At 57.7% G+C, this 20,101-nt stretch carries 18 protein-coding genes and 2 pseudogenes; 7 read left to right on the forward strand and 13 right to left on the reverse strand.

Annotation, left to right across the window (positions count from 1 at the left end; genetic code table 11):
• The first annotated feature begins 35 nt into the window (after positions 1-35).
• The gene (locus tag IPK65_01105) at positions 36-1,406 is read left to right on the forward strand and encodes a (Fe-S)-binding protein (GenBank protein ID MBK8161782.1); all 1,371 of its coding nucleotides are present in this window, start codon (positions 36-38) and stop codon (positions 1,404-1,406) included.
• 43 nt (positions 1,407-1,449) lie between these two features.
• Here IPK65_01105 and coq7 read toward each other — a convergent pair whose 3' ends face one another.
• The 4 genes from coq7 to IPK65_01125 form a co-directional block, all read right to left on the reverse strand.
• On the reverse strand, positions 1,450-2,094 hold the full coding sequence (coq7, locus tag IPK65_01110; protein MBK8161783.1) for a 2-polyprenyl-3-methyl-6-methoxy-1,4-benzoquinone monooxygenase: 645 nt from the start codon (positions 2,092-2,094) through the stop codon (positions 1,450-1,452).
• Positions 2,095-2,148: 54 nt separating this feature from the next.
• Positions 2,149-2,955 (reverse strand): adenosylmethionine decarboxylase, encoded by an 807-nt coding sequence (speD, locus tag IPK65_01115; protein MBK8161784.1) that lies wholly within the window; start codon positions 2,953-2,955, stop codon positions 2,149-2,151.
• Positions 2,956-3,030: 75 nt separating this feature from the next.
• Positions 3,031-3,489 (reverse strand): VOC family protein, encoded by a 459-nt coding sequence (locus IPK65_01120; GenBank protein ID MBK8161785.1) that lies wholly within the window; start codon positions 3,487-3,489, stop codon positions 3,031-3,033.
• Positions 3,461-3,883, reverse strand: a complete 423-nt coding sequence (locus IPK65_01125; protein MBK8161786.1) for an OsmC family protein — start codon at positions 3,881-3,883, stop codon at positions 3,461-3,463. The genes IPK65_01120 and IPK65_01125 overlap by 29 nt, the downstream gene beginning before the upstream one ends.
• Positions 3,884-3,981: 98 nt before the next feature.
• Here IPK65_01125 and crp point away from each other — a divergent pair, with 98 nt between their 5' ends.
• On the forward strand, positions 3,982-4,620 hold the full coding sequence (gene crp, locus IPK65_01130; protein MBK8161787.1) for a cAMP-activated global transcriptional regulator CRP: 639 nt from the start codon (positions 3,982-3,984) through the stop codon (positions 4,618-4,620).
• Between the two features lie 136 nt (positions 4,621-4,756).
• Here crp and IPK65_01135 read toward each other — a convergent pair whose 3' ends face one another.
• The 5 genes from IPK65_01135 to IPK65_01155 all read right to left on the reverse strand — a co-directional run bounded on the left by IPK65_01135 (position 4,757) and on the right by IPK65_01155 (position 10,158).
• Entirely contained in the window at positions 4,757-6,109 is a 1,353-nt protein-coding gene (locus IPK65_01135; GenBank protein ID MBK8161788.1) for a conjugal transfer protein TraF, read from the reverse strand.
• A 129-nt stretch (positions 6,110-6,238) separates the two neighbouring features.
• A complete protein-coding gene (locus IPK65_01140; GenBank protein MBK8161789.1) occupies positions 6,239-7,480 on the reverse strand; it encodes a conjugal transfer protein TraF in 1,242 nt (413 codons plus the stop codon).
• 176 nt (positions 7,481-7,656) lie between these two features.
• Complete coding sequence (gene trpC / locus IPK65_01145) at positions 7,657-8,454, reverse strand: indole-3-glycerol phosphate synthase TrpC (GenBank protein ID MBK8161790.1); 798 nt, start codon at positions 8,452-8,454, stop codon at positions 7,657-7,659.
• A 76-nt stretch (positions 8,455-8,530) separates the two neighbouring features.
• The gene (gene trpD / locus IPK65_01150; GenBank protein MBK8161791.1) at positions 8,531-9,556 is read right to left on the reverse strand and encodes an anthranilate phosphoribosyltransferase; all 1,026 of its coding nucleotides are present in this window, start codon (positions 9,554-9,556) and stop codon (positions 8,531-8,533) included.
• Between the two features lie 20 nt (positions 9,557-9,576).
• Positions 9,577-10,158 carry an aminodeoxychorismate/anthranilate synthase component II gene (locus tag IPK65_01155; protein ID MBK8161792.1) on the reverse strand — a complete coding sequence of 194 codons (582 nt, stop codon included), beginning with the start codon at positions 10,156-10,158 and terminating at the stop codon, positions 9,577-9,579.
• A gap of 427 nt (positions 10,159-10,585) precedes the next feature.
• Between IPK65_01155 and yjjJ the strand changes: the two genes are divergently transcribed.
• The 3 genes from yjjJ (at position 10,586) to IPK65_01170 (ending at position 13,123) form a co-directional block, all read left to right on the forward strand.
• Positions 10,586-11,905 carry a type II toxin-antitoxin system HipA family toxin YjjJ gene (yjjJ, locus tag IPK65_01160; GenBank protein ID MBK8161793.1) on the forward strand — a complete coding sequence of 440 codons (1,320 nt, stop codon included), beginning with the start codon at positions 10,586-10,588 and terminating at the stop codon, positions 11,903-11,905.
• 21 nt (positions 11,906-11,926) lie between these two features.
• Positions 11,927-12,229 (forward strand): HigA family addiction module antidote protein, encoded by a 303-nt coding sequence (locus IPK65_01165; GenBank protein MBK8161794.1) that lies wholly within the window; start codon positions 11,927-11,929, stop codon positions 12,227-12,229.
• 276 nt (positions 12,230-12,505) lie between these two features.
• Positions 12,506-13,123, forward strand: coding sequence for a hypothetical protein (locus tag IPK65_01170; protein MBK8161795.1), 618 nt, complete (start codon positions 12,506-12,508; stop codon positions 13,121-13,123).
• 1,503 nt (positions 13,124-14,626) lie between these two features.
• On the opposite strand, the gene IPK65_01175 is transcribed toward IPK65_01170, so the two are convergent.
• From IPK65_01175 to IPK65_01190, 4 genes and pseudogenes are all read right to left on the reverse strand, one after another.
• Complete coding sequence (locus tag IPK65_01175; GenBank protein ID MBK8161796.1) at positions 14,627-15,433, reverse strand: DUF4935 domain-containing protein; 807 nt, start codon at positions 15,431-15,433, stop codon at positions 14,627-14,629.
• A gap of 594 nt (positions 15,434-16,027) precedes the next feature.
• Positions 16,028-17,261: pseudogene (locus IPK65_01180) on the reverse strand (DNA polymerase IV).
• A 3-nt stretch (positions 17,262-17,264) separates the two neighbouring features.
• Positions 17,265-17,864, reverse strand: coding sequence for a transcriptional repressor LexA (lexA, locus tag IPK65_01185; GenBank protein ID MBK8161797.1), 600 nt, complete (start codon positions 17,862-17,864; stop codon positions 17,265-17,267).
• A gap of 89 nt (positions 17,865-17,953) precedes the next feature.
• Positions 17,954-18,620, reverse strand: a pseudogene (locus tag IPK65_01190) (SOS response-associated peptidase).
• A 228-nt stretch (positions 18,621-18,848) separates the two neighbouring features.
• Here IPK65_01190 and IPK65_01195 point away from each other — a divergent pair.
• Both IPK65_01195 and IPK65_01200 read left to right on the forward strand, forming a co-directional pair.
• Positions 18,849-19,328 (forward strand): hypothetical protein, encoded by a 480-nt coding sequence (locus IPK65_01195; GenBank protein MBK8161798.1) that lies wholly within the window; start codon positions 18,849-18,851, stop codon positions 19,326-19,328.
• Positions 19,329-19,402: 74 nt separating this feature from the next.
• Entirely contained in the window at positions 19,403-20,035 is a 633-nt protein-coding gene (locus tag IPK65_01200; GenBank protein MBK8161799.1) for a hypothetical protein, read from the forward strand.
• Positions 20,036-20,101 lie beyond the last annotated feature (66 nt).

Raw genomic sequence — 20,101 nt, forward strand, 5'->3', positions numbered from 1 at the left:
TCCGTCAGGAAAGGGGAAAGGGTGCGAAGCAGGGCATGGTCTGCCGAAACGGCGCGGGCGTGCCTGAGGCGTGCGCCCTTTCCACGCCGCCGATTTCTCTTTACTCTTTCCTCTTTACTCTTCGCAACTTAGACCTCGAGACACCCGTGGACCTCCGCACGCTGATCAAACAAGAAGCCGACCAGTGCGTCAAATGCGGGCTGTGCCTGCCGCAGTGCCCCACCTACCGCGAGACGCTGGATGAGGGGGATTCACCGCGCGGCCGCATCGCCCTGATGCAGGCATTGGCCGAGGAGCGCCTGCCGGCCGCGGGGCGGCTGGCGTACCACCTGGACCGCTGCCTGGCCTGCCGCGCCTGTGAACGCGCCTGTCCCTCCGGCGTGCGCTACGGCACGCTGATAGACTCCGCGCGCGCGCTGCAGGAAACGGGGGACGCCTCCCGACGGGACAGGTCATGGCTGCCGAGGCTGCTAAACCGGATGGTGGCCAGCCCCGGACGGATCCGCACCGCCGGTCGCGCCCTTCGGCTCTACCGGACCAGCGGTCTGCGCCGGATGGTCCGTCGCAGCGGCCTCTTGGGCCACCTGCCCGGGCTTGGCCGCCTGGACGACCTGCTGCCCGATGCTGCGGCCGCGCCGCGCCCGCGCCACGATTTCTATCCCCCCGCAGGTCGCGAGCTCGGACGGGTCGCGCTGTTCACCGGCTGCATGTCGGACACCTTCAGCCCGTCCGTCCTCGACGCCTCCATCCGCCTCCTCAGGCGCGCCGGCTTCGGCGTCCACCTTCCGCCGGGACAGGGCTGCTGCGGCGCGCTGCACCTGCACGCGGGGGAGCTGGCACGGGCGGGAGAGATGGCGCGGCGCAACCTGGATGCCTTCAACGCCCTGGCGGTCGACGCGGTGCTGTATACCGCAAGCGGCTGCGGTGTCACCCTGTGGGAGTACCCCGCCGGATCCGGTCGTGCGAACGGCGCCCCCGGCGCGTTCACCGCCCCGGTGATGGACGTCACGCGGTTTCTCGCCGACCTCGAATGGCCGGCGGATGTCCCGCTCGCGCCCCTCGCGCGCCGGGCGGCGATCCAGGATCCCTGCCTGCAGCGCAACGTGCTGCGGGACACGACACCTCCCTATCGCCTGCTGGGGCGCATCCCCGGCCTCGAGATCATCGCGCTGCCGGGCAACGAGCTGTGCTGCGGCGCGGCGGGCGCCTATATGCTAGAGCAGCCGGAGATGTCCGCCGCGCTGCGCGCCGACAAGCTGGTGGCGCTGCAAGGCTGCGGGGCGGAGTTGCTGGTGACCTCGAACATCGGCTGCGCGATCCATCTGGCCGCCGGACTGCGCGCACAGGGTTCAGAGGTGGAAGTGGTTCATCCGGTTGTGTTGCTGGAGAGGCAGGTCCGCGGCTAAAGGGGGCTCACGAGTGCAACCTCGTGCCGCCCCTGCACTTAACTCAGATCCAGTACGCCGTCTTCGTCATTACCTTCGAGGTGAGCGCCATCAGGCCGCGGACGGGCGCGGGCAGCGGCGCACCGCCGGCGTTGAGCGCGGTGGTGGCGTGGTGGGACTCGTCGATCTTCATCTGCTCGAGGATGGCGCGGCTCTTGCTATCGCGCGGCGACAGCCGGCGCAGGTGGTCCTCGAGATGGCGCACCACCTGGCGCTCCGTCTCGACGATGAATCCCAGGCTCCATTTGTCGCCGGCCCAGCCGGCGGCCGCGCCGATCGCGAGCGAGCCCGTGTACCAGAACGGATTCAGCAGGCTGGTGCGGCCGCCCAGCTCGCGGGTGCGGCGCGCGCACCACTCGAGGTGGTCGTTCTCCTCCAGCGCCGCCTGCTCCATCTTCTCGCGCACCTGCGGCAGGCGCGCGGTCAGCGCCTGCCCCTGGTAGAGGGCCTGCGCGGAGACCTCGCCGGAGTGATTCACGCGCATGAGACGCGCGGCCTCGTTCCGCTCCCGCGCACCGAGATCGGCCTCGGCACAGGCATCGGCCGGGTCCGGCCGCCCCGACGTCTCCGGCCGGCCGAACACCGTGCGCAGGCCGCGGTCGACATTGATGAGAAGGCGATCAAATGGGGAATAGTGTCGCGCGCTCATGTACTGAATCTCCCGCGCAGTAACGGCGGCGGGCACCGCCGCCGTTACTGCCAGTCACATCTTATGGATGTTCTGGCCGTAAAAGATTTCCGCCATCTCCTGCTGCAGCTGGCGCTTGATCTGGCGCTTCTCGGCCTCGTCCAGGTCTTTCTCACCGGTGCCGAACAGGTAGGTGTCGAGTCCGAATTCCTTCAGGATCATCTTGGTATGGAAGATATTTTCCTGGTACACGTTGACGTCGATGGTCTGGTAACGGTCCAGCGTGTCCTTGGAAAGGTAATTCTGGATCGAGTTGATCTTGTGGTCGATGTAGAGCTTCTTGCCCTTGACGTCGCGGGTAAAGCCGCGCACGCGGTAATCCATGATGACGATGTCCGACTCGAAGCTGTGGATCAGGTAATTGAGCGCCTTCAGCGGCGAGACGCGGCCGCAGGTCGACACGTCGATGTCGACGCGGAAGCTGCTGATGCCATTATCGGGATGGCTCTCGGGATAGGTGTGCACCGTGAGGTGGCTCTTGTCCAGGTGGGCGACGACCGCCTCCGGCAGCGGGCCGGGCGCCTCGATGTCCTCGAATATCTGCAGCGGTACAATGGACTCTTCCGCGATCAGCATCGTGACGCTCGCGCCCTGGGGATCGTAATCCTGGCGCGCGATGTTGAGGATGCTCGCCCCGATGATCTCGGAGACGTTGGTGAGGATCTGCGTAAGCCGCTCGGCGTTGTAGGCCTCGTCGATGTACTCGATATACTCCCGCCGGTGTTTGTCTGTCTTGGCGTAACAGATATCGTAGATGTTGAAGCTCAGGCTCTTGGTCAGATTGTTGAAGCCGTGCAACCTCAGTTTCTGATCTTTCGACATCTCACGTAACACCTCTCGGTCAAGTTGAAAGCGGAGTATGCTAACACATTCTGCCGCCGCCAGACGCCCTGCCCGCTACAGCGGCTTCCCCGCGATCGGCGGATGGTGGATCATCTGCACGATATTGCCGTCCGGGTCCGCGCAATAAAAGCTGCGCGCGCCGTCCCGATGGGTGCGCGGCGGCGCCTTGATCGGCACATCGTGCCGGCGCAGGAATTCGTGCCACTCGTCCACCTGTTCCGGCGTCCGGATGATAAATCCTATGTGATCAAGGCGTTGCGGCTTCAACGGAGTGAAATCCGCGGGCGCCCGGTGCAAGGCCAGGTTGTCCCCGCCGGAGGTGAGGTAGACGTTGTCCGGGTCCGGACGCCATTCGACGGTCATCCCGAGCAGCTCGACGTAGAAGCGCTCGACCGCGGCGAAGTCCCGCACGTATAGCGCCACGTGCCGCAGGCCCGCCGTCGGCGCGGGGCGCTGCAAATCCGCGGCCCCGGCGGAAGCCGCCTCAGGGACCTTCGACGATCTGGTAGTCATGACTGATGTCGACCCCGGCGCGCCGGAGCATGATCGAGGCCGAGCAGTATTTCTCGGCGGAAAGGTCCACCGCGCGCTTGACGGCCGACTCGCTCAGTCCCTTGCCGGTGACAATGAAGCGGATGTGGATGCGCGTGAACACCTTGGGGGCCTCTTCCGCCCGCTCGGCGTCTATCTCGACCACGCAATCCTGTATCGGCTGGCGGGACTTCTTCAGGATGTCGACCACATCGTAGGCGGTGCACCCGCCCGTCCCCAGCAGCACCATCTCCATGGGGCGCAGCCCGAGATTGCGCCCTCCGCCGTCCACCGGGCCGTCCATCACCACGGCATGGCCGCTGTCGCTGTTGCCGACGAACTGCGCCTGCTCCGTCCACTTGATCCTGGCCTTCATTAAACTTCTTCCCGCCCTTACCGATAAGTCATACGAAATAATAAGTTGACCGCCACAGCCGCTGTGCGCCACCCGGGCTGGGCATGCGAGGGTCCATCATGACGCAATTGCGACGAAAAATCACCAACACCACCATCGAACGATTCCTGGGCCACTGCCATCGCCGACGCTACCCCGCCAAGGGCGTGATCATCTACGCCAGCGATGCGCCGGACGCCCTGTATTACATCATCGAAGGCTCGGTCACGGTGCTGCACGAGGATGACGACGGCCACGAAATCGTGCTGGCGTATCTGAACGCGGGCGATTTCTTCGGCGAGATGGGACTGTTCGACAAGGAAAATCCCAGGCGCAGCGCCTGGGTGCGCGCCCGCACGCAATGCGAGCTGGCGGAGATAAACTACGAAAAGTTCCGCACGCTGGGCTCGCAGAATCCCGACATCCTGTTCGAACTGGCCAGCCAGATGGCCATGCGCCTGCGCCGCACCAGCAGCATGGTCGGCCGGCTCGCCTTCATGGACGTCGCCGGGCGCGTCGCCCGCACGCTGCTGGAGCTGTGCCAGCAGCCGGACGCCATCACCCACCCCGACGGGATGCAGATCCGCATCACGCGCCAGGAGCTGGGCCGCATCGTCGGCTGTTCACGCGAAATGGTCGGCCGTGTGCTGAAGAACCTGGAACAGCAGAACCTGATCACCGCCAAGGGCAAGACCATCGTAGTGTTCGGGACGCGGTAAGAACAGGACTAAGGACAAGCGTTCAGGAATGAGTAATACTCCCAAGACAAACAATAAAAAACAGAAACGGGACAGATTTGAAATCTGTCCCGTTGAAACAGAGAGGGGACGGATTTAAATCCGTCCCCTCTCTGTTTCAAAACCTGAACCCGAGCTGCATCGCCGCCCCGATTTCGTCGGCATTGCCGGCCACGCCCAGATCGAAGTGCACGCCAAAGGGCGAGAACCCGATCCCCGCCGCCGCCACACCCTGCTCGACGCCCGCCGGCACATCGCTCATGTTATGGCGATAGCCCAACCGCAGTTGGGCGGTATCGAACAGATCGAACTCGATGCCGACCGCCGCATACTGGGTTTTCGAATCAAATCCGGCCGGCTCGTTCTCCGTCAGGTCGATGTCCGCCGCGACGGTCACCCAGTCGTTCTGGCGTGCGACGCCCAGGCGCGCCATCGGCTCGATCCTGAATGTGTTTCCGAGCGCCGTCTCGTACTCGCGAGAGATCAGGTTTCTGATCGTCAGCGCCGTCTTCCAGCCGTCACCGTGATCCTTGGCGAAGCCGACGTCGACGTTGAACCCCGAATCCTTCCGCTCACCTTGGTCGAGATCGACTTCGGCATCGTCGATCTCGCTGCCGATGAAGCGATAATCGTAGGTTCTGGCACTGACGTATTTGGGCGTGAGGCCGACCGCAATCCCGCCCAGAACGTCGAACTCCCGCGCTATCGAAACGCCGACCTCGCTCAGGAAGGCGAAGCGCGCACTCACGGAGGAGGTCAGGGAGTCGGCCGGGTCGGTCACGGGCTGGGAATTCAGCGCGTCGTCGACAGTCTGCTGTATCACGGCAAGATCGGTATCGGTGATCTCGTCGGTAGCGCCGCCAACCACATAGGCATTGGCGAATACCGAGACGCCAAATTTCCGCCCCGGGATCCCGATAACGACAGCGGCATCGCCCTCGCCCGTCAGCGCCTTATCCGACAGATTCCGCAACTGTCCGATCAGGGCGTCGCCGGCGGCCTCAACGGCCGCTGACGTTGTCGCACCCGGCGTCGCGGTGTACGCATCGACGGCAGCGGAAAAATCGCCGATCGGATCCTGGCCACTGAACTCATCGATTGCGTCTATCAGCTCATCCGGATCGGAGATGCGCCCACCGACGATGGGCAGCTCCAGGCTGAAATCCTCGTCTTCACTCGCCACTGCCAGCAGGGCGGGATTCGTGAAGACGGCATTGGCGCTCGATCCGGCGGCCACGCCGACCCCGCCCATGCCGAATGAGCGCGGATCGAAAGAGCTGAATGGTACGGCGCCGGCTCTGGCCCCAAGCGACAACAGCCCCAGCGCAGCTGCACCCATGATGAATTTTTTACCGCGCATCGATATCTCCTCGTAGTCGTCTGCTGTTGGACAGGGTAGTGATAAACGCAACCGGACACCGGGCGATGAGCCTGCGCGCATGCAGACATGCGAAGCATTGGTGACAGTCAAGCTGTTGAATCGACTGACGCGGATGCGAACTTGAAGCAGCGCGCATCAGAATGGAAGAATAGTGAATACTGGACAGATTAAATGAATCTGTCCAGTTTCATTTATGGTGACGGGCTGTACGTCCGTCACCTAGAACCTGAATCCGAGTTGTAGGGCGGCGCCGGACTCGTCACCGTTGCCGGCAACGGCCAGATCGACCTGCGCGCCGAACGACGTGAATCCGAGTCCCGCGGTCATGATGTCCGTCTCGATCCCGGCGGGTATGTCGCTCAGGTTATGGCGGTAACCGAGGCGCAGTCGCGCGATCTCGAACAGGTAGAGCTCGACGCCGAGGGCGGCATAGCGGGTCCTGGGTTCGTAGCCGCCGGGATCGTTCTCGGTCAGGTCGAGATCCGCCGCCGCGGTCAGGCAGGAGTTGGTGTAGGCGATGCCGAGACGCGCCATGGGATCGAGACTGAACTCGTTATCGAGCGCCGTTTCATATTCCTGCGCGATCAGGTTCTTCACCGCCAGACCCAGCATCCAGCCGTTGTCGAACCCCTTGACCATCCCGGCATCCAGGTTCACGCCCGCATCGTCCTGCTGGCTCTCGCTCAGGCTGACCTCGGCGGTATCGATCTCGCTGCCGACGAAGCGGAAATCAAAGCTTCGCACCCCGACGAACTTGGGCGTGAGGCCGAGGGAGACTCCGCCGAGGAAGTCGTACTCCCGCGCAAGGGCGACACCAATTTCGGTGACGCGGATGAAGCGCGCGCTCACCGATGACGTAAGGGCATCAGTGGGATCGGTCACGGGCTGGAGGTTGATCGCATCGTCGATCGTCTGCTCGATCGCCGCGATATCGGCGTCGCTGACATCACCGACCGTTCCACCGAGCACGTTCACGTTCATGAAGACCGACATGCCGTATTTCGGATGCGGAACACCCACAACGACGGCGAAATCCGCCTCGGCGGACAACGCCTTGTCGGATATGCTCTCCAACCGATCGATGAGCAGTCCGCCGGCACTTTGCACCCCGGCCGCTGTTCCCGCGCCGGGTGCGGCGATATAGGCGTTGACGGCATCCTGAAACGTGCCGACCGGCTCGATCTCGTTGAACTCGTCGATGTCGTCCGCCAGCCCGCCCGGATCAGCGACCCGGCCGCCGATCACGGGCAGTTCCAGCCGATAGGATTCATCCCCCGCCGACGGCGCCAGCAACGCGGGATTGAGGAAGACGGCATTCGCACCGGTGCCGGCAGCCACACCCGCACCGCCCATGGCGTAGCTGCGCGCATCGAATGAACTGAACGGAGCCGCACCCGAACCGGTCGCCGCCGCCGCCATGACGAACGTGCCGGCCCACTGAATCGATTTCCTTCTGGACATGCGATCGGTTCCTCTCGTCTGGTGAACGCCGGCGCACCCCGGCCTCCTGCCGTATGACTCGATGCGGGGCGTGAAGCAGGAAGGGGGAACGGGCCGGTAAAGCGCCTGTCAGCGTATCGACTTTGTCCCGGCAGACTTTAGCCGGACGGCCGATGGCCAGGGTGAACGGGGCCGCGTCAGCCGAACAGTTTTCTCAGTTCGGCGCCGGGATCCGGGGCGCGCATGAAGGCTTCGCCGACCAGGAATGCGTTGACGCCGTGTGCACGCAGGCGCCGCACGTCCCCAACGGTATGGATGCCGCTCTCGGTCACCACCAGGCGTTCCCGCGGTATCCCGTCCAGCAGCTCCAGCGTCGTCTCGATGCGGGTTTCGAAGCTGCGCAGGTCGCGGTTGTTGATCCCCAGCAGCGGGGTAGCGAGCGCCAGCGCCCGCGCAAGTTCGCCGGCGTCGTGCACTTCGACGAGGACGTCCAATCCGAGTTGCGCGGCGAGCCCGGCGTATTCATGCATACGGTCATCCTCGAGCGCGGCGGCGATCAGCAGTATGCAGTCGGCGCCGAGATGGCGCGACTCGTAGACCTGATAGGCATCGACCACGAAATCCTTGCGCAGCACCGGGAGACCGCAGGCGGCGCGCGCCTCGGCCAGGTAGCGGTCGTCACCCTGGAAGAAGTCGCGGTCGGTCAGCACGGAGAGACAGGCGGCGCCGCCCGCCTCGTACGAGGCGGCGATGTCGGCGGGACGGAAATCGGCGCGCAGCACGCCGCGGCTCGGCGATGCCTTCTTGACCTCTGCAATCACGGCGGGTTGTCCGGCATCGATACGGCGGCGCAGCGCGGCCGTGAAGCCGCGTTGCGGGGGCAGACCATCGACACGCGCGCGCAGTTCCTCGAGCGACACGCGCGCTCGGCGTTCGACCACCTCTTCGGCCTTGCGGCGCAGGATGCGCTGCAGGATGTCAGATGTATTCGTCATGTGAGGCGGGAAGGGTGAGGGGTGAGGAGTGAAGCACCTCGGCCAAGGATTCTATCTGCGCCTCACTCTTCACGCCTCACGCCTCACCAAAGGAGTTCGTCAGCCGCACCAGCTCGTCCAGCCTGATGCGCGCCTTGCCGCTCGCGAGCACCGCGCGCGCCTTCTCGACGCCCTCGGCGAGGGTCCGTGTCAACCCGGCCACATAGATGGCGGCGCCGGCGTTGAGGGCGACGACGTCGCTCGCGGCGCCGGGCTTGCCGTCCAGCACGTCCTTCACCACGGCGAGGCTGTGCGCGGCATCCTCCACGACCAGGGCCGACGTCGCGGCGGGCGCCAGCCCGAACTGCTGCGGAGTGATCGTGTACAGGACGACATCGTTATTCCGCAGCTCGGCGATATGCGTGGGCGCGCCGAGGCTGATCTCGTCCATGCCGTCCTCGGAATGAACCACCAGGACGTGGCGGCTGCCCAGATTGCCGAGCACGCGCGCCAGCGGTTGCAGCCACTCGCGGGCAAACACGCCGATCACCTGGTTCGGCGCCCCCGCCGGATTGGTCAGGGGGCCGAGCAGATTGAACAGGGTACGCACCCCCATCTCGCGGCGCGGACCGATGGCGTGCTTCATCGCGCCGTGGTGGCGCGGGGCAAACATGAATCCTACGCCGACCTCGTCGACGCAGCGCGCAACCTGGGCCGGGGTGAGATCGAGCTTCACGCCCGCCGCCTCGAGCACGTCTGCGCTGCCGCAGCGGCTCGATACCGAGCGATTGCCGTGCTTTGCCACGCGGCCGCCCGCGGCGGCAACCACGAAGGCGCTGGCCGTCGAGATATTGAAGGTGCGCGCCCCGTCGCCTCCGGTGCCGCAGGTATCCACCAGGCGGTCCGGGGCCAGCTCCACCTTCTCGGCCAGGTCGCGCATGACCTGGGCGGCCGCCGCGATCTCGTCGATCGTCTCGCCCTTCATGCGCAGGCCGATGAGGAATCCGCCGATCTGAGCCGGGGTGGCCTGGCCGGTCATGATCAGGCGCATCACCGCGCCCATCTCCGCGCCGGACAGATCGCGGCGCTCGGTGACTGCGCGAATTGCAGAGGGCATGTCCATGTTCAGTCCTGCGGTTCTGATCAGCGTGTTTCGAGGAAATTCTTCAGCAGTTCGTGTCCCACCTGCGTCAGTATGGATTCAGGATGGAACTGTACGCCCTCGAGCGCGAACTCCCGGTGGCGCATCCCCATGATCTCGTCGAATTCGCCCGCCTCCGTCTGCGTCCAGGCGGTCACCTCGAGGCAGTCGGGCAGGCTGGCGCGCTCGACCACCAGTGAATGGTAACGCGTCGCCTCGAACGGGTTGGGCAGTCCGCGGAATACCCCGGCGCCGGTGTGGTGTATCAGCGAAGTCTTGCCGTGCATCACGCTGCGCGCATGCACCACCCTGCCGCCGAAGGCCTGGCCGATCGCCTGGTGGCCGAGGCAGACGCCCAGCAACGGGACGCGCCCGGCAAAGGTCCTGATCACCTCCAGCGACACCCCCGCCTCGTTCGGCGTGCAGGGTCCGGGCGAGATCACGATACGCTCAGGGGCCAGCGCGGCGATCTCATCGAGCCCGATCTGGTCATTGCGCACGACCCTCACCTCGGCGCCCAGCTCACCCAGGTACTGAACCAGGTTATAGGTGAAGGAATCGTAATTGTCGATCATCAGCAACAATTGTAATATATCCTTTTGATAAAAATATAAAAATATTCTTTACAATGTGTAGAATACCCGCTCTGATACCCGCTTTTTACTCTAATACTATATCTTGGGAGCAGCCCGTTATCCTGCTATGGCCTGCGCGCAATTATGCCCGAACTGTGCGCACTGAAGATACTTTCGGGCAACTCGTCTCTCAAAGCCGTTATGTCAACAGAATCGAAAATCAGCGACATATCCCTCTGACGTGGAGTCGCTAACACATAGGAGAATTTAGTCAATTCTCCTTAATTAGGTAGTTGAATCTTGCAGCATTCAGCATTAAATTCCGATATAGTCATAAGTATCTATTCATGAAGCAACTATTAATTTTACTATGTATATGATTATAATATTATATATTATATAATCTCCATATTATTTTCTATTCACGAATGTTGAGATGAGCCAAGAAATTCTGAGTCGCCTTGCTCGCGGGACAGCAACTGCCAGTGAACTCTGCGCGGTATCGGGACTACCACAACCCACCTTATCCCGCCGCCTAATGGCCCTGCGGGGACAGGTGTTGCCGCTGGGTGCTTCCCGTGCGAGGCGCTATGGGCTGCTACGCCGCATTCGTGACTTAGAGCCAGAGATTGCTGTACATCAAATCAACGCCTCAGGTGAAGCTCAGCGTTACGGCACACTTTATAGCCTTGCTGCAGACGAGTTCTGGTTTGAAGGTGTTAACAGTGGCCAGGCAGCAACTGGGCTATTTCCTGGTCTGCCATGGTTCTTTAATGACGCACGTCCACAGGGATTCTTAGGACGACTGTTTCCTCGCCAACACCCGGAACTCGATCTGCCAACCGATATTCGAGACTGGTCAGATGATATGGCGCTCTATGCATTGGCTCGACGTGGAGATGATGTGCCTGGCGATCTGATTCTCGGCGATGTCTCATTTTCACGATGGTGGGAACGCGCCCGCCAATCACCACTGGTATTAGAAGAATCTCAACGGCAGGCCCGTTATCCGCAACTGGCCGCACAAGTAACACAAGGCGTTGATCCTGGCTCTTCAGCTGCAGGTGAGCAACCAAAGTTCGTTGGACAGTTAAATTCTCAGGAAGGAGTGCGTTCTGTCATCGTAAAGTTCTCGCCTTCCATACATGAAAGTGTTGGACGACGCTGGGCTGATCTTCTGATAGCTGAGTCGCTCGCACTCGAGACCTTGCGTACCGCAGGAATAGACACCGTCTCGACTGAAATCATAGAAGCTGATTCTCGGATATTCCTTGAGGTAACTCGCTTTGATAGAGTACATGCACATGGCAGGCGACCTGTAGTCACCCTCGCATCTGCAGATGCTGAGTTTGCAGGCGTCGGCTTGCACTGGCCCACTATCGCACGCGAACTCGTCGCACAAAGACGCTTGACCAGTGATGATGCCGAACGCATCAATCGCGCACATGCCTTTGGACTACTTATTGCCAACACGGATATGCACAACGGCAATCTTGCATTAATGCATGAGGAGTATGGAAGTTTTCTTCTGGCACCGATTTATGACATGCTGCCAATGCGATATGCCCCTGTGGGTGGCGAAGTTTCAACACCCGAGTTTATTCCACCACCTCCAACAGGCGGTGTCCTTGAGAATTACATGGCAATGCGCGGACTAGCACGCGAGTTTTGGATGCGTGTTGCATCAGACACGCGAGTATCAGCTGACTTTCGACGATTGGCGGCAAGCAATGGGAATAGGGTGGCATTGATCTAAGTATCAGGAGGATTATCACTGATGACCACTTTACGAAACCCCAAGCGCCGGCCTACCCACCCGGGCGCCATTCTGCGCGAGGACGTGCTGACGGCGCTCGACATGAGCCAGACCGAGTTCGCTAAGCGGCTGGGCGTTAGCCGTCTCACCGTGTCTGATCTGCTGCTCGAAAAGCACGCACTCTCTCCCGACATGGCGATGCGCATCAGCCGTCTGACCAACACGACGCCGGAGAGCTGGCTGCGGATGCAGGAGGCGCTGGATCTGTGGGAGCTGGGGCAGGAGCCTGAGCGGTATAGAGACATCGAGCCTGTTGCCGCCTAGTGGAATCCACCCTGCACAAAACTCGCCCATGTCCTCGATGCGGATCGGCACAGGTCGCCCGGGTCGTCTATGGATACCCTACTGAGGACACCATCGCGGCATCGGCCCGTGGAGAGGTAGAGATCGGCGGCTGCGTGTTGTCTGACGACTCGCCGACCCGATCCTGTCGAGATTGTGGACATACTTGGTGAGATGGGCAATCGGAATTTGCGTGACATATTAAGAAAGCTGCACACCATCTCGGGCTTGATCCAAATGATCGAGTAGTTTATACGCATGAAAATAGGTATGTGGGAGCGACTTAAAAACTGGAATCGAGGCACCTATGTGCCACCACCGGAGAACGACCCCGACAGCCCACTAATCATAATTTCCCCTGGCTATTATAAACGGCCACTATTAGCCAAGGTCTTTGAAACTATATGCCAGTTTTTCCAGCGACAAGGTGCGGGCATAATTGCAGGAATTATGATATCCGTTGTTGCGGGAATCTTGCTTTATCTCATACTCCCCAGTAATTTGAAATTCGTTTCGACAACAGAACCATCTCTGCAACACTGGCCAGCATTAACCTCAGCTCAACAGAGCTTACTGGGTGCCAAGCTGCCTACCCCGCCGTCACCAATCACTATTATTTGCGTTTCGAACAATTGCATGGACTTTGCCAAGAGTCTTGCTACGGCGTTCAGAGAGCAGGGTTGGGAGGTTACAATGCAGAATGAACATATCATCTGGGGGATGGGTCCGCATATCCGTATTGCTCCCGCGGGTGCGCGGTCGGAAGCCATAGGGAAGGCCATCGAATATGTCACGGGCACTAAGGCTGTGATATCTCCAGAGCAAGATGATGAATCGCAGATATACCTTGCCATTGGAGAGCGATTGGATCCTTAGGCTATGAACCAATTACCTTGCTCGACCCGAGAGAGGAGATATGGCCACATTTTCTAAACGCCTCGGTGTAGGTGACCCCCAAGGCTCCCGCTCTTCTGAATGGGTTGTGATGTGGAAATCTGATAAAGGTGATGTCTATCTAGCGGGACGTACTCTCGGCCAGTCGTTCAGAGTCAGCCTTCACGAATCTGGGGTATGTTTCATTCGGGCGCCAGATCCTAACAAATGGACGTCACCCGGACCTCCCCCTCGATCCACCTATCGATGGACAATAAATCCACATAGCCAATTCGAGTTCCCCTTTGGCATAGTCATTCCCACCTCAGAACTCAGATCTGGCGAATGGGCTAAGCATAGAGATAAGGGCACTATCTGGATCCCGGCTGCGACAACCAGAGAACGCGCGATCGAGATTGCTGTATTTCTGACACGCGCCGAGCCGCGGCCTATTAATCAGCTCTCTGCCGCTGGCTGGAAAAATATCATTGTTCTGGAACGTCTCCCCGATGGCCGAGATCTCTGGGTTGTTGCCGGAGAAACTGAGGGATTCCCAATAGATAAGCGAGCTGAGCTCGAACAGATCAAGATCCAAGCTAAGTTATTGAACTCTAAACTTACATGCCAACCAGTCAATCCACGACTCTTATTATGTGCGATTGAGGCGAAGGGAACACGTCGCTTTGTTGAGGCAGCGGCCTAGAAAATGATGAGAGAGTCCACCATAGGAGTCATGTACCTCATTGCTCTATTAATTGCCTCAATATCTCTCGGAGGAATAGCGCAATATGCTGTGAATCTATCAAATTTTCTTCAGGGTCATATCATCACGATCTCGCATGAGGAGTTTAAATCAGACTTCTGGATGGCAGTTATATGGGGGCTCGGAATTTTCATCCTTACCTGTGGTTCCAGAGCATGGAATGGATATTGGCCTCATGAGAAAAAGTGATAAAAAGGTGGGGGTGCGCGGCCGAGTGTCCGCCGTACCACGCCACAATTGAGCACATTGATCGTCACCTGGTGGCAAGTAAGGCAAGCCTTTGGCTAATACCACGGATCGCTGTTGCCAGTTCGAGCTGTACAAGTACCCATTCGATATAGATACATATGAAACGAGAACCTTTGGTATAGAGATTAAAATAAGTTGGCCCCACATTTGTCACACTGCTCAGCAGTATCACTTGTGATTGGTTGATTGCACTTCCGACACCATCCATAGAAATCAGCTATATCCACTTCGTAGCTCTCGATCTCATTATCAATATCGAGTTTTAGTACAACACTTATTCTAAAAGGAACTCTGACAGTTATTTTCCCAAACATATAATGATCATTCCAATCATCATCTTCTATCTCTATATTCAGAGATCTCCTCGATACCGTAATAATCAGATTTATAGATAAAGACATCTAGGATGAGATCAGCGGCGACTTCATATTCGAGGAAGAGCCTATTATCATCTAGCTCATACGCATCAGTGATATCGGAGCTTTCAAAATCTTCTAAATAGCTAACACTGTCGGACTTTCCAGCTCCGCCGGCAGATTTAGTTGATTAAGGCGATCTAACTGGACATTTAATAGACTACTAATTTTCTCCCGATTCTCCCCATAAAACTCCGAGAACTTGAATTTCCTATACGTGTCATTCTGAATCGCGCTGATGATATCTTTATTTGTGGGCAAGCAAGGTTTGATTTTTTGATCTATAAACTCCGAAAGAGTTCGAGTGATGTTAACGTCTGCTTTCGATAAATTTCGTTCCGTGAGGTCATCAACTAAATGTGGGTGAAGATCAGAGTCTTGACTACAAAAATCTTTAGTATTATTCGTCACAAGAATGCACAGCTCGCCATTTATTAGGGTATTGCGCAATAAAGTTTCCCATAACAACGCGTCACGATATCCTTTCCCACTCTCTTGAAATGGGCGACGCCTCTTAAGATCACGCCTGACGATATCTTCCTGTGGAATTTCTTTATAGCTAGGGCGGGCTGCTCTTAATTCATGAAGTAGGCGGTCAAATGATGTAATAAAAGTTTGGACTTCATTTTCAATATTGATCGACGGTATTTGTATTTGTTGACTACCAGCTAATATAGAATTTAGAGCATCTATTTTTTTATTTACTTCTTTCAGAGATTCTATTAGATTTTCTCGATACTTGTTTATCGTTTCCTCAACTATAATTTCAGGAACAACAAGTTCAACAAACCCTTTAGATATCGCTTCCTTTAATATCGATATATGTGGTCCGTCTAGACGGAACTTCCTCTGTACAAACGCATTCGTATCTAAAACAAGCTTCATTGATCTCAATAATCAATTGGCAACGGTGATGGCTTCTATAAACCCTTGTTTAATCTTCTTGTTACGAACTTCATTCTAGATGCTTTTTGAGGACATCTCGCCATTGCATCGGGCAAACCTGCTCAGGTTAATCAATCAGAAAGGGCTTGTTATTAAGAGAAATGCCGAATAGCAACCGGCAGTATTGAAGCAAGATAGGGTATCCAAATATGCCTATTCCTTATTAGAACTATATCTACCTATAACTAGACGGTCAATTATTTAGATTTATACTCATTAATCCGCTTACTTCGTTAGTAACGATACACTTACATCTCACCTCACATCTTTCATTTGGTAGCATTACACTTGATAATTTTCTCTCACCCTGCCTTCCGGATACGTGCATACACCTTCAATTTCTAGTCGTGGCTCGAATTTGTATACCCTTGCATCATCACGATAATGGTGAGGATCTCGAACTTCATAATTGATCGATGCATCGATGGCAACATCATACTTACTGATTTTGATGGCGAGAAAAGCATGAATCTTCTTTTCTGTTTTTTTCTAGTTGCCATCAGATATATCAACCTATTTGCTAACAATCAATTACTAGATCGTCTGACGATGGCCATAGGGTTTCCACGCTGGCGCAATAACGTTTGGCATATCTGACCGGTTGATCATATAACCGGGTGCCAGCGTAAACTCGCCATACTTCTCGTTGACCCGATCCATCACCTCGTTGAGCTGGATCCGCACCTCGCCCTGGCCTTCAAACATATCAACTTGTTGTCCCCTCGGCTTCGGATCTAGCACGGTGATCTGCACCTGGAAGATGCCTTCGCCCTTCCACATATTGGTTAAGACGAATTGGCAGAGCTGAAAGATCGACCGGCTGTCGCTGGTCGGAGACTTGGTGCGGAAACGGTCTCCGATCCAGCCGTCGATCTTGCGCAGTCCGATCAAAAACTCCTGGCCTTCCATTTTATTCTTGCGCAGTCGCTGCCCGACCTTCTCGCTCATGTGGGTGAGATAGGTGACGAGGGTGTCTCGGTCCTTGGTGTTCGGCGGCAGTACCTTGCCGTGCCCCATCGACTTCGGCGCCGGGACATCGGTGTGGATCTTGTCGGGGTCTGCCCCTGGCACATCAGCCAGATCCTCCGGCCGAGGTTCCCGAAGCGCTGGCCCAGGATGCTGATCGGGAGTTTGTGCATGTCCCCGCACACCTGGACGCCGTATTGGGCGAGGAAATTACCGATGCCGGTGGCAATTCCGCAGAGCTGGGTGACCGGGACATCTTTCAGCCTCTCGGCCGCCTCCCAGGGCGGGATCACGGTTAATCCGTTTGGCTTCTGCAGCTTCGCGGCAAATTTGGCGGTCGTCTTGTCCCCGGCGATCCCGACCGAGCACAGCAGGCCCGAAGCGTTGAACACGATCTGCTTGACCATCTTCCCCATTCGGACAGGGGTTCCATGCAGCTTCTGGCAGCGGGTGACCTCGAGGAAGGCTTCGTCACAGGAGAACACCTCAAGATCAGGGGTCACGGCCTCCAGAGACTTCATGATGCCGGTGGAGATTCGGGCATAGACCTCGGGGCGGGCTGGGCGCTGGATCAGTTTTGGACACATCTTCAGCCCCTCCTTCACCCGCATCCCCGTTTTGATTCCAAAGGCCCGGGCCTCGTAACTTGAGGTGATGATGCACGTTCCGGTTAAGCCATTGGTCACCGCCACGGGTTTCCCCCGGAGCTGCGGGAGTCCCGCTGCTCGACGGACGCGAAGAAGGCGCTCATGTCCACGTGGATGACGGCACGTGGCCAGAGGACTGGGCAGTGGTCTTCCATTGTTCACCGATAGGAGCGGAACACGCCGACCACGACCCCCTGGATGTGGACCCGCTCGGCGGAGTAGATCATCGGGGCGATTGAGGCATTGGCCGGGGTGAGCTGGATACTGCCGTCTTTCCGTCGCTTGAGGCGCTTCAGGGTCGTTTCGGACTCATCGATCAGGGCGACGACCATCTCCCCGTCCCGGGCAGCGTCCCGGGCCTCGATAACGACGGTATCGCCGTTCAGGATACCGGCCTCGATCATGGAGTCCCCCTTCACCCGGAGTGCATAGCGGTTGCTTCCCACCACGAAGGTGGACAGATCGAAGGTCTCCTCGCCCCGGATGGCCTCGATGGGCTGACCGGCAGCGATACGGCCGAGGAGCGGCAGACCGATTCCCGGAGTCTCCGGAATCTCGACCAACCTCAGCCCCCGCTTGCGGCCCGGGGTCTGGACCACATAGCCGGCCTCGATCAGGGCCTGCACGTAGCGGTGGATGACACCCTTGGAGGTGATCCCGATCCCGGCCGCGATCTCAGTAAGACTGGGGCTGTGGCCGTGTTTCCGCCAGTACTGGCGGAGGTAATCGAGGGTTTTTTGTTGCGCGAGTGTAAGCATGTCTGGCCTCCGGATATCCTGCCAGACTAGAGAACTTTAAGAGAACTTACAAGTGATCAAAACACTGCCTTGAATTTCAGGCAGTTGGGTCAGTGTAGAGGGAGGATGAGGTCGGGGTCGGTGTTCTTCGGGCTGTTGACCCGGGTGCTGACCGGGTAGGCGATCATGGGTTGCCGGGTGTAGGGCACGAGCAACTCTTGCAGAGCCTCCTGGGGTGTCTCCGGATTCAGCCAGAGAGAGTAATCGTCAGGATCAACGATCACTGGCATCCGACCATGGATCTGCCTCGTCGCGTCATTCGCTTCTGTCGTAATGATCGTGCAGGACACAATGACTTCATCCCTCCCAGTACTCCCATAATCCGGCGAAAGAGAACACTTCACTATCAGGAATTTGGATGTAATACGGTTGCTTGGTTTTCGCTCCGGTGGGCATCCATTCGTAGTAGCCGGAAGCGGGAATCAGGCAGCGGTGCTTCTTGAACGGGGTACGGAAGGATGGCTTCTCGGCGAGGGTTTCGCCGACGGCGTTGATCATGTGGTAGCCGATCTTCTTGTCCTTGGCCCAGTGCGGGATCAGGCCCCAATGCATGGGCGTCAGGATTCGGCGCGGCGGCTCAAGCGAAAGTCGTACTACAGGGACATCCTGTGAGGGGGCGATGTTGTACCTGGGTCTGTAGGACTCGATTTTGTCCTCAAGCGCGTAGTGCTCAAGTATTACATCGAGCGAGGGGGTGAGTGTGTAGCGGCCGCACATATACCCAGCATACACTTACATCTGCGGTATGTGGACACGTGCCGAACATAGGAGGATGCAATATACACAGCATCTCCGTCTCTGATTAGTTACCGCAATAATCGGACAGGATTCTGTAGGAAGTTATATGCAACAACCAAATATCGCATTATCACGGCCGTCTCTATATTAATAAATGTCCGGACCAATGGATCTCTTGATTAACAGTTATAAGCCTTAGGACATAGCTTGGAAGTGGTAGACACAAAATGGATGTTTGTAGGTGCAGCTGCAATTGCGACTGTATCGTCACTTCTGTTTTCAGTTGGCGTCATGAATCCCTTGGTGCCGATGCCATTTTATTTGGTAATGCTTGCTTGGATTCTCTCTTACGGCTTCGTCGTCGTGTTGCCTCTGGTCTACTTGATAGAGTTCAAGCTGCTTAGTAAAAGAGAAAATCTCGGCGTACTCGTACTAATCATTGCATCTCTGTTTTCGGTTTTGAGCATTATATATTTTTGGGGTTTCTGGGAATACGGTGTCAAGTATCAAGGTAAAATGCATACTCAAGTTGTGGCCGCTGAGAATATTGTCGACTTTATTGCACTTGTTGTATTGGCATATCTAGGAATGAGCAGGAAATCAAAAGTATTGCAGTATTCTGCAAATCTATTGTTATTTTTACTCCTCTCTTGGTGCGCTTTTCCGTACCTAGGAGAACTGCCATGAAAAAGGCTTATAACAAGGCGGCCAAGCGGGACGGCTTCGCCGCCGCTTGCCATGGTCGTTAGCGGGCGCGACCGATGAACGAGGTCGTTACGTTCCTTAACCAGTGGCAGACTCTCCTGGGAGCGGTGATCACTGCGGCTGCCGCGTTCGCCGTGGCATTCCTCGTTTCACACATCGACCGCCGTCGCGAGAATCTCGCCGCAGCGATGGTCATAACCAGTGATTTGACGACAGTTGTGGGCGCCGAACGAGTCTTGAATGAGATAGCTGACCACGAGGGCATCGCAGACGAACATCTCGCGATCTGGACTGCCCAGAGATTGACCTCTTTACGTCCACGCTTGTCTCCATTGTTTGACGGTTACATCGCCCGACTGATGCTTGTTGACGTCAAGCTTTCCGCCTATCTCGAATTGTTCAAGGTCGTATATCGAGATGTGGAGTATAAGCTCGAGCGCCTTGAAGCTGATATTCAACACTACAACGTCAATGATCGATTTCCGCGTCCCGAGGAAGATGTGCGAAGAGATCTGGATCTTGTGGGCACAGGATTCCGCCGTGCAGCGGGTTACGCACGTTGTGCTGAGCGTCTACTCAACATACTCGTCCTCAGCAACTGGCCCTCGTTACACCGCCTACGGCGAACGCTATACCGCACCAAAGTGGAGAAAGACTGTGAGAAGATTCTCAAGAGCGGCGCCCTCTAACCAGCACATCGAATCGTGCTCTTCGCGCACTCGGACGCGCGTACCGCGCGCCGTCCATGTGTGTCG

This window comes from Gammaproteobacteria bacterium, assembly GCA_016712635.1.
In the GTDB taxonomy this organism is placed as follows: Bacteria; Pseudomonadota; Gammaproteobacteria; order SZUA-140; family SZUA-140; genus JADJWH01.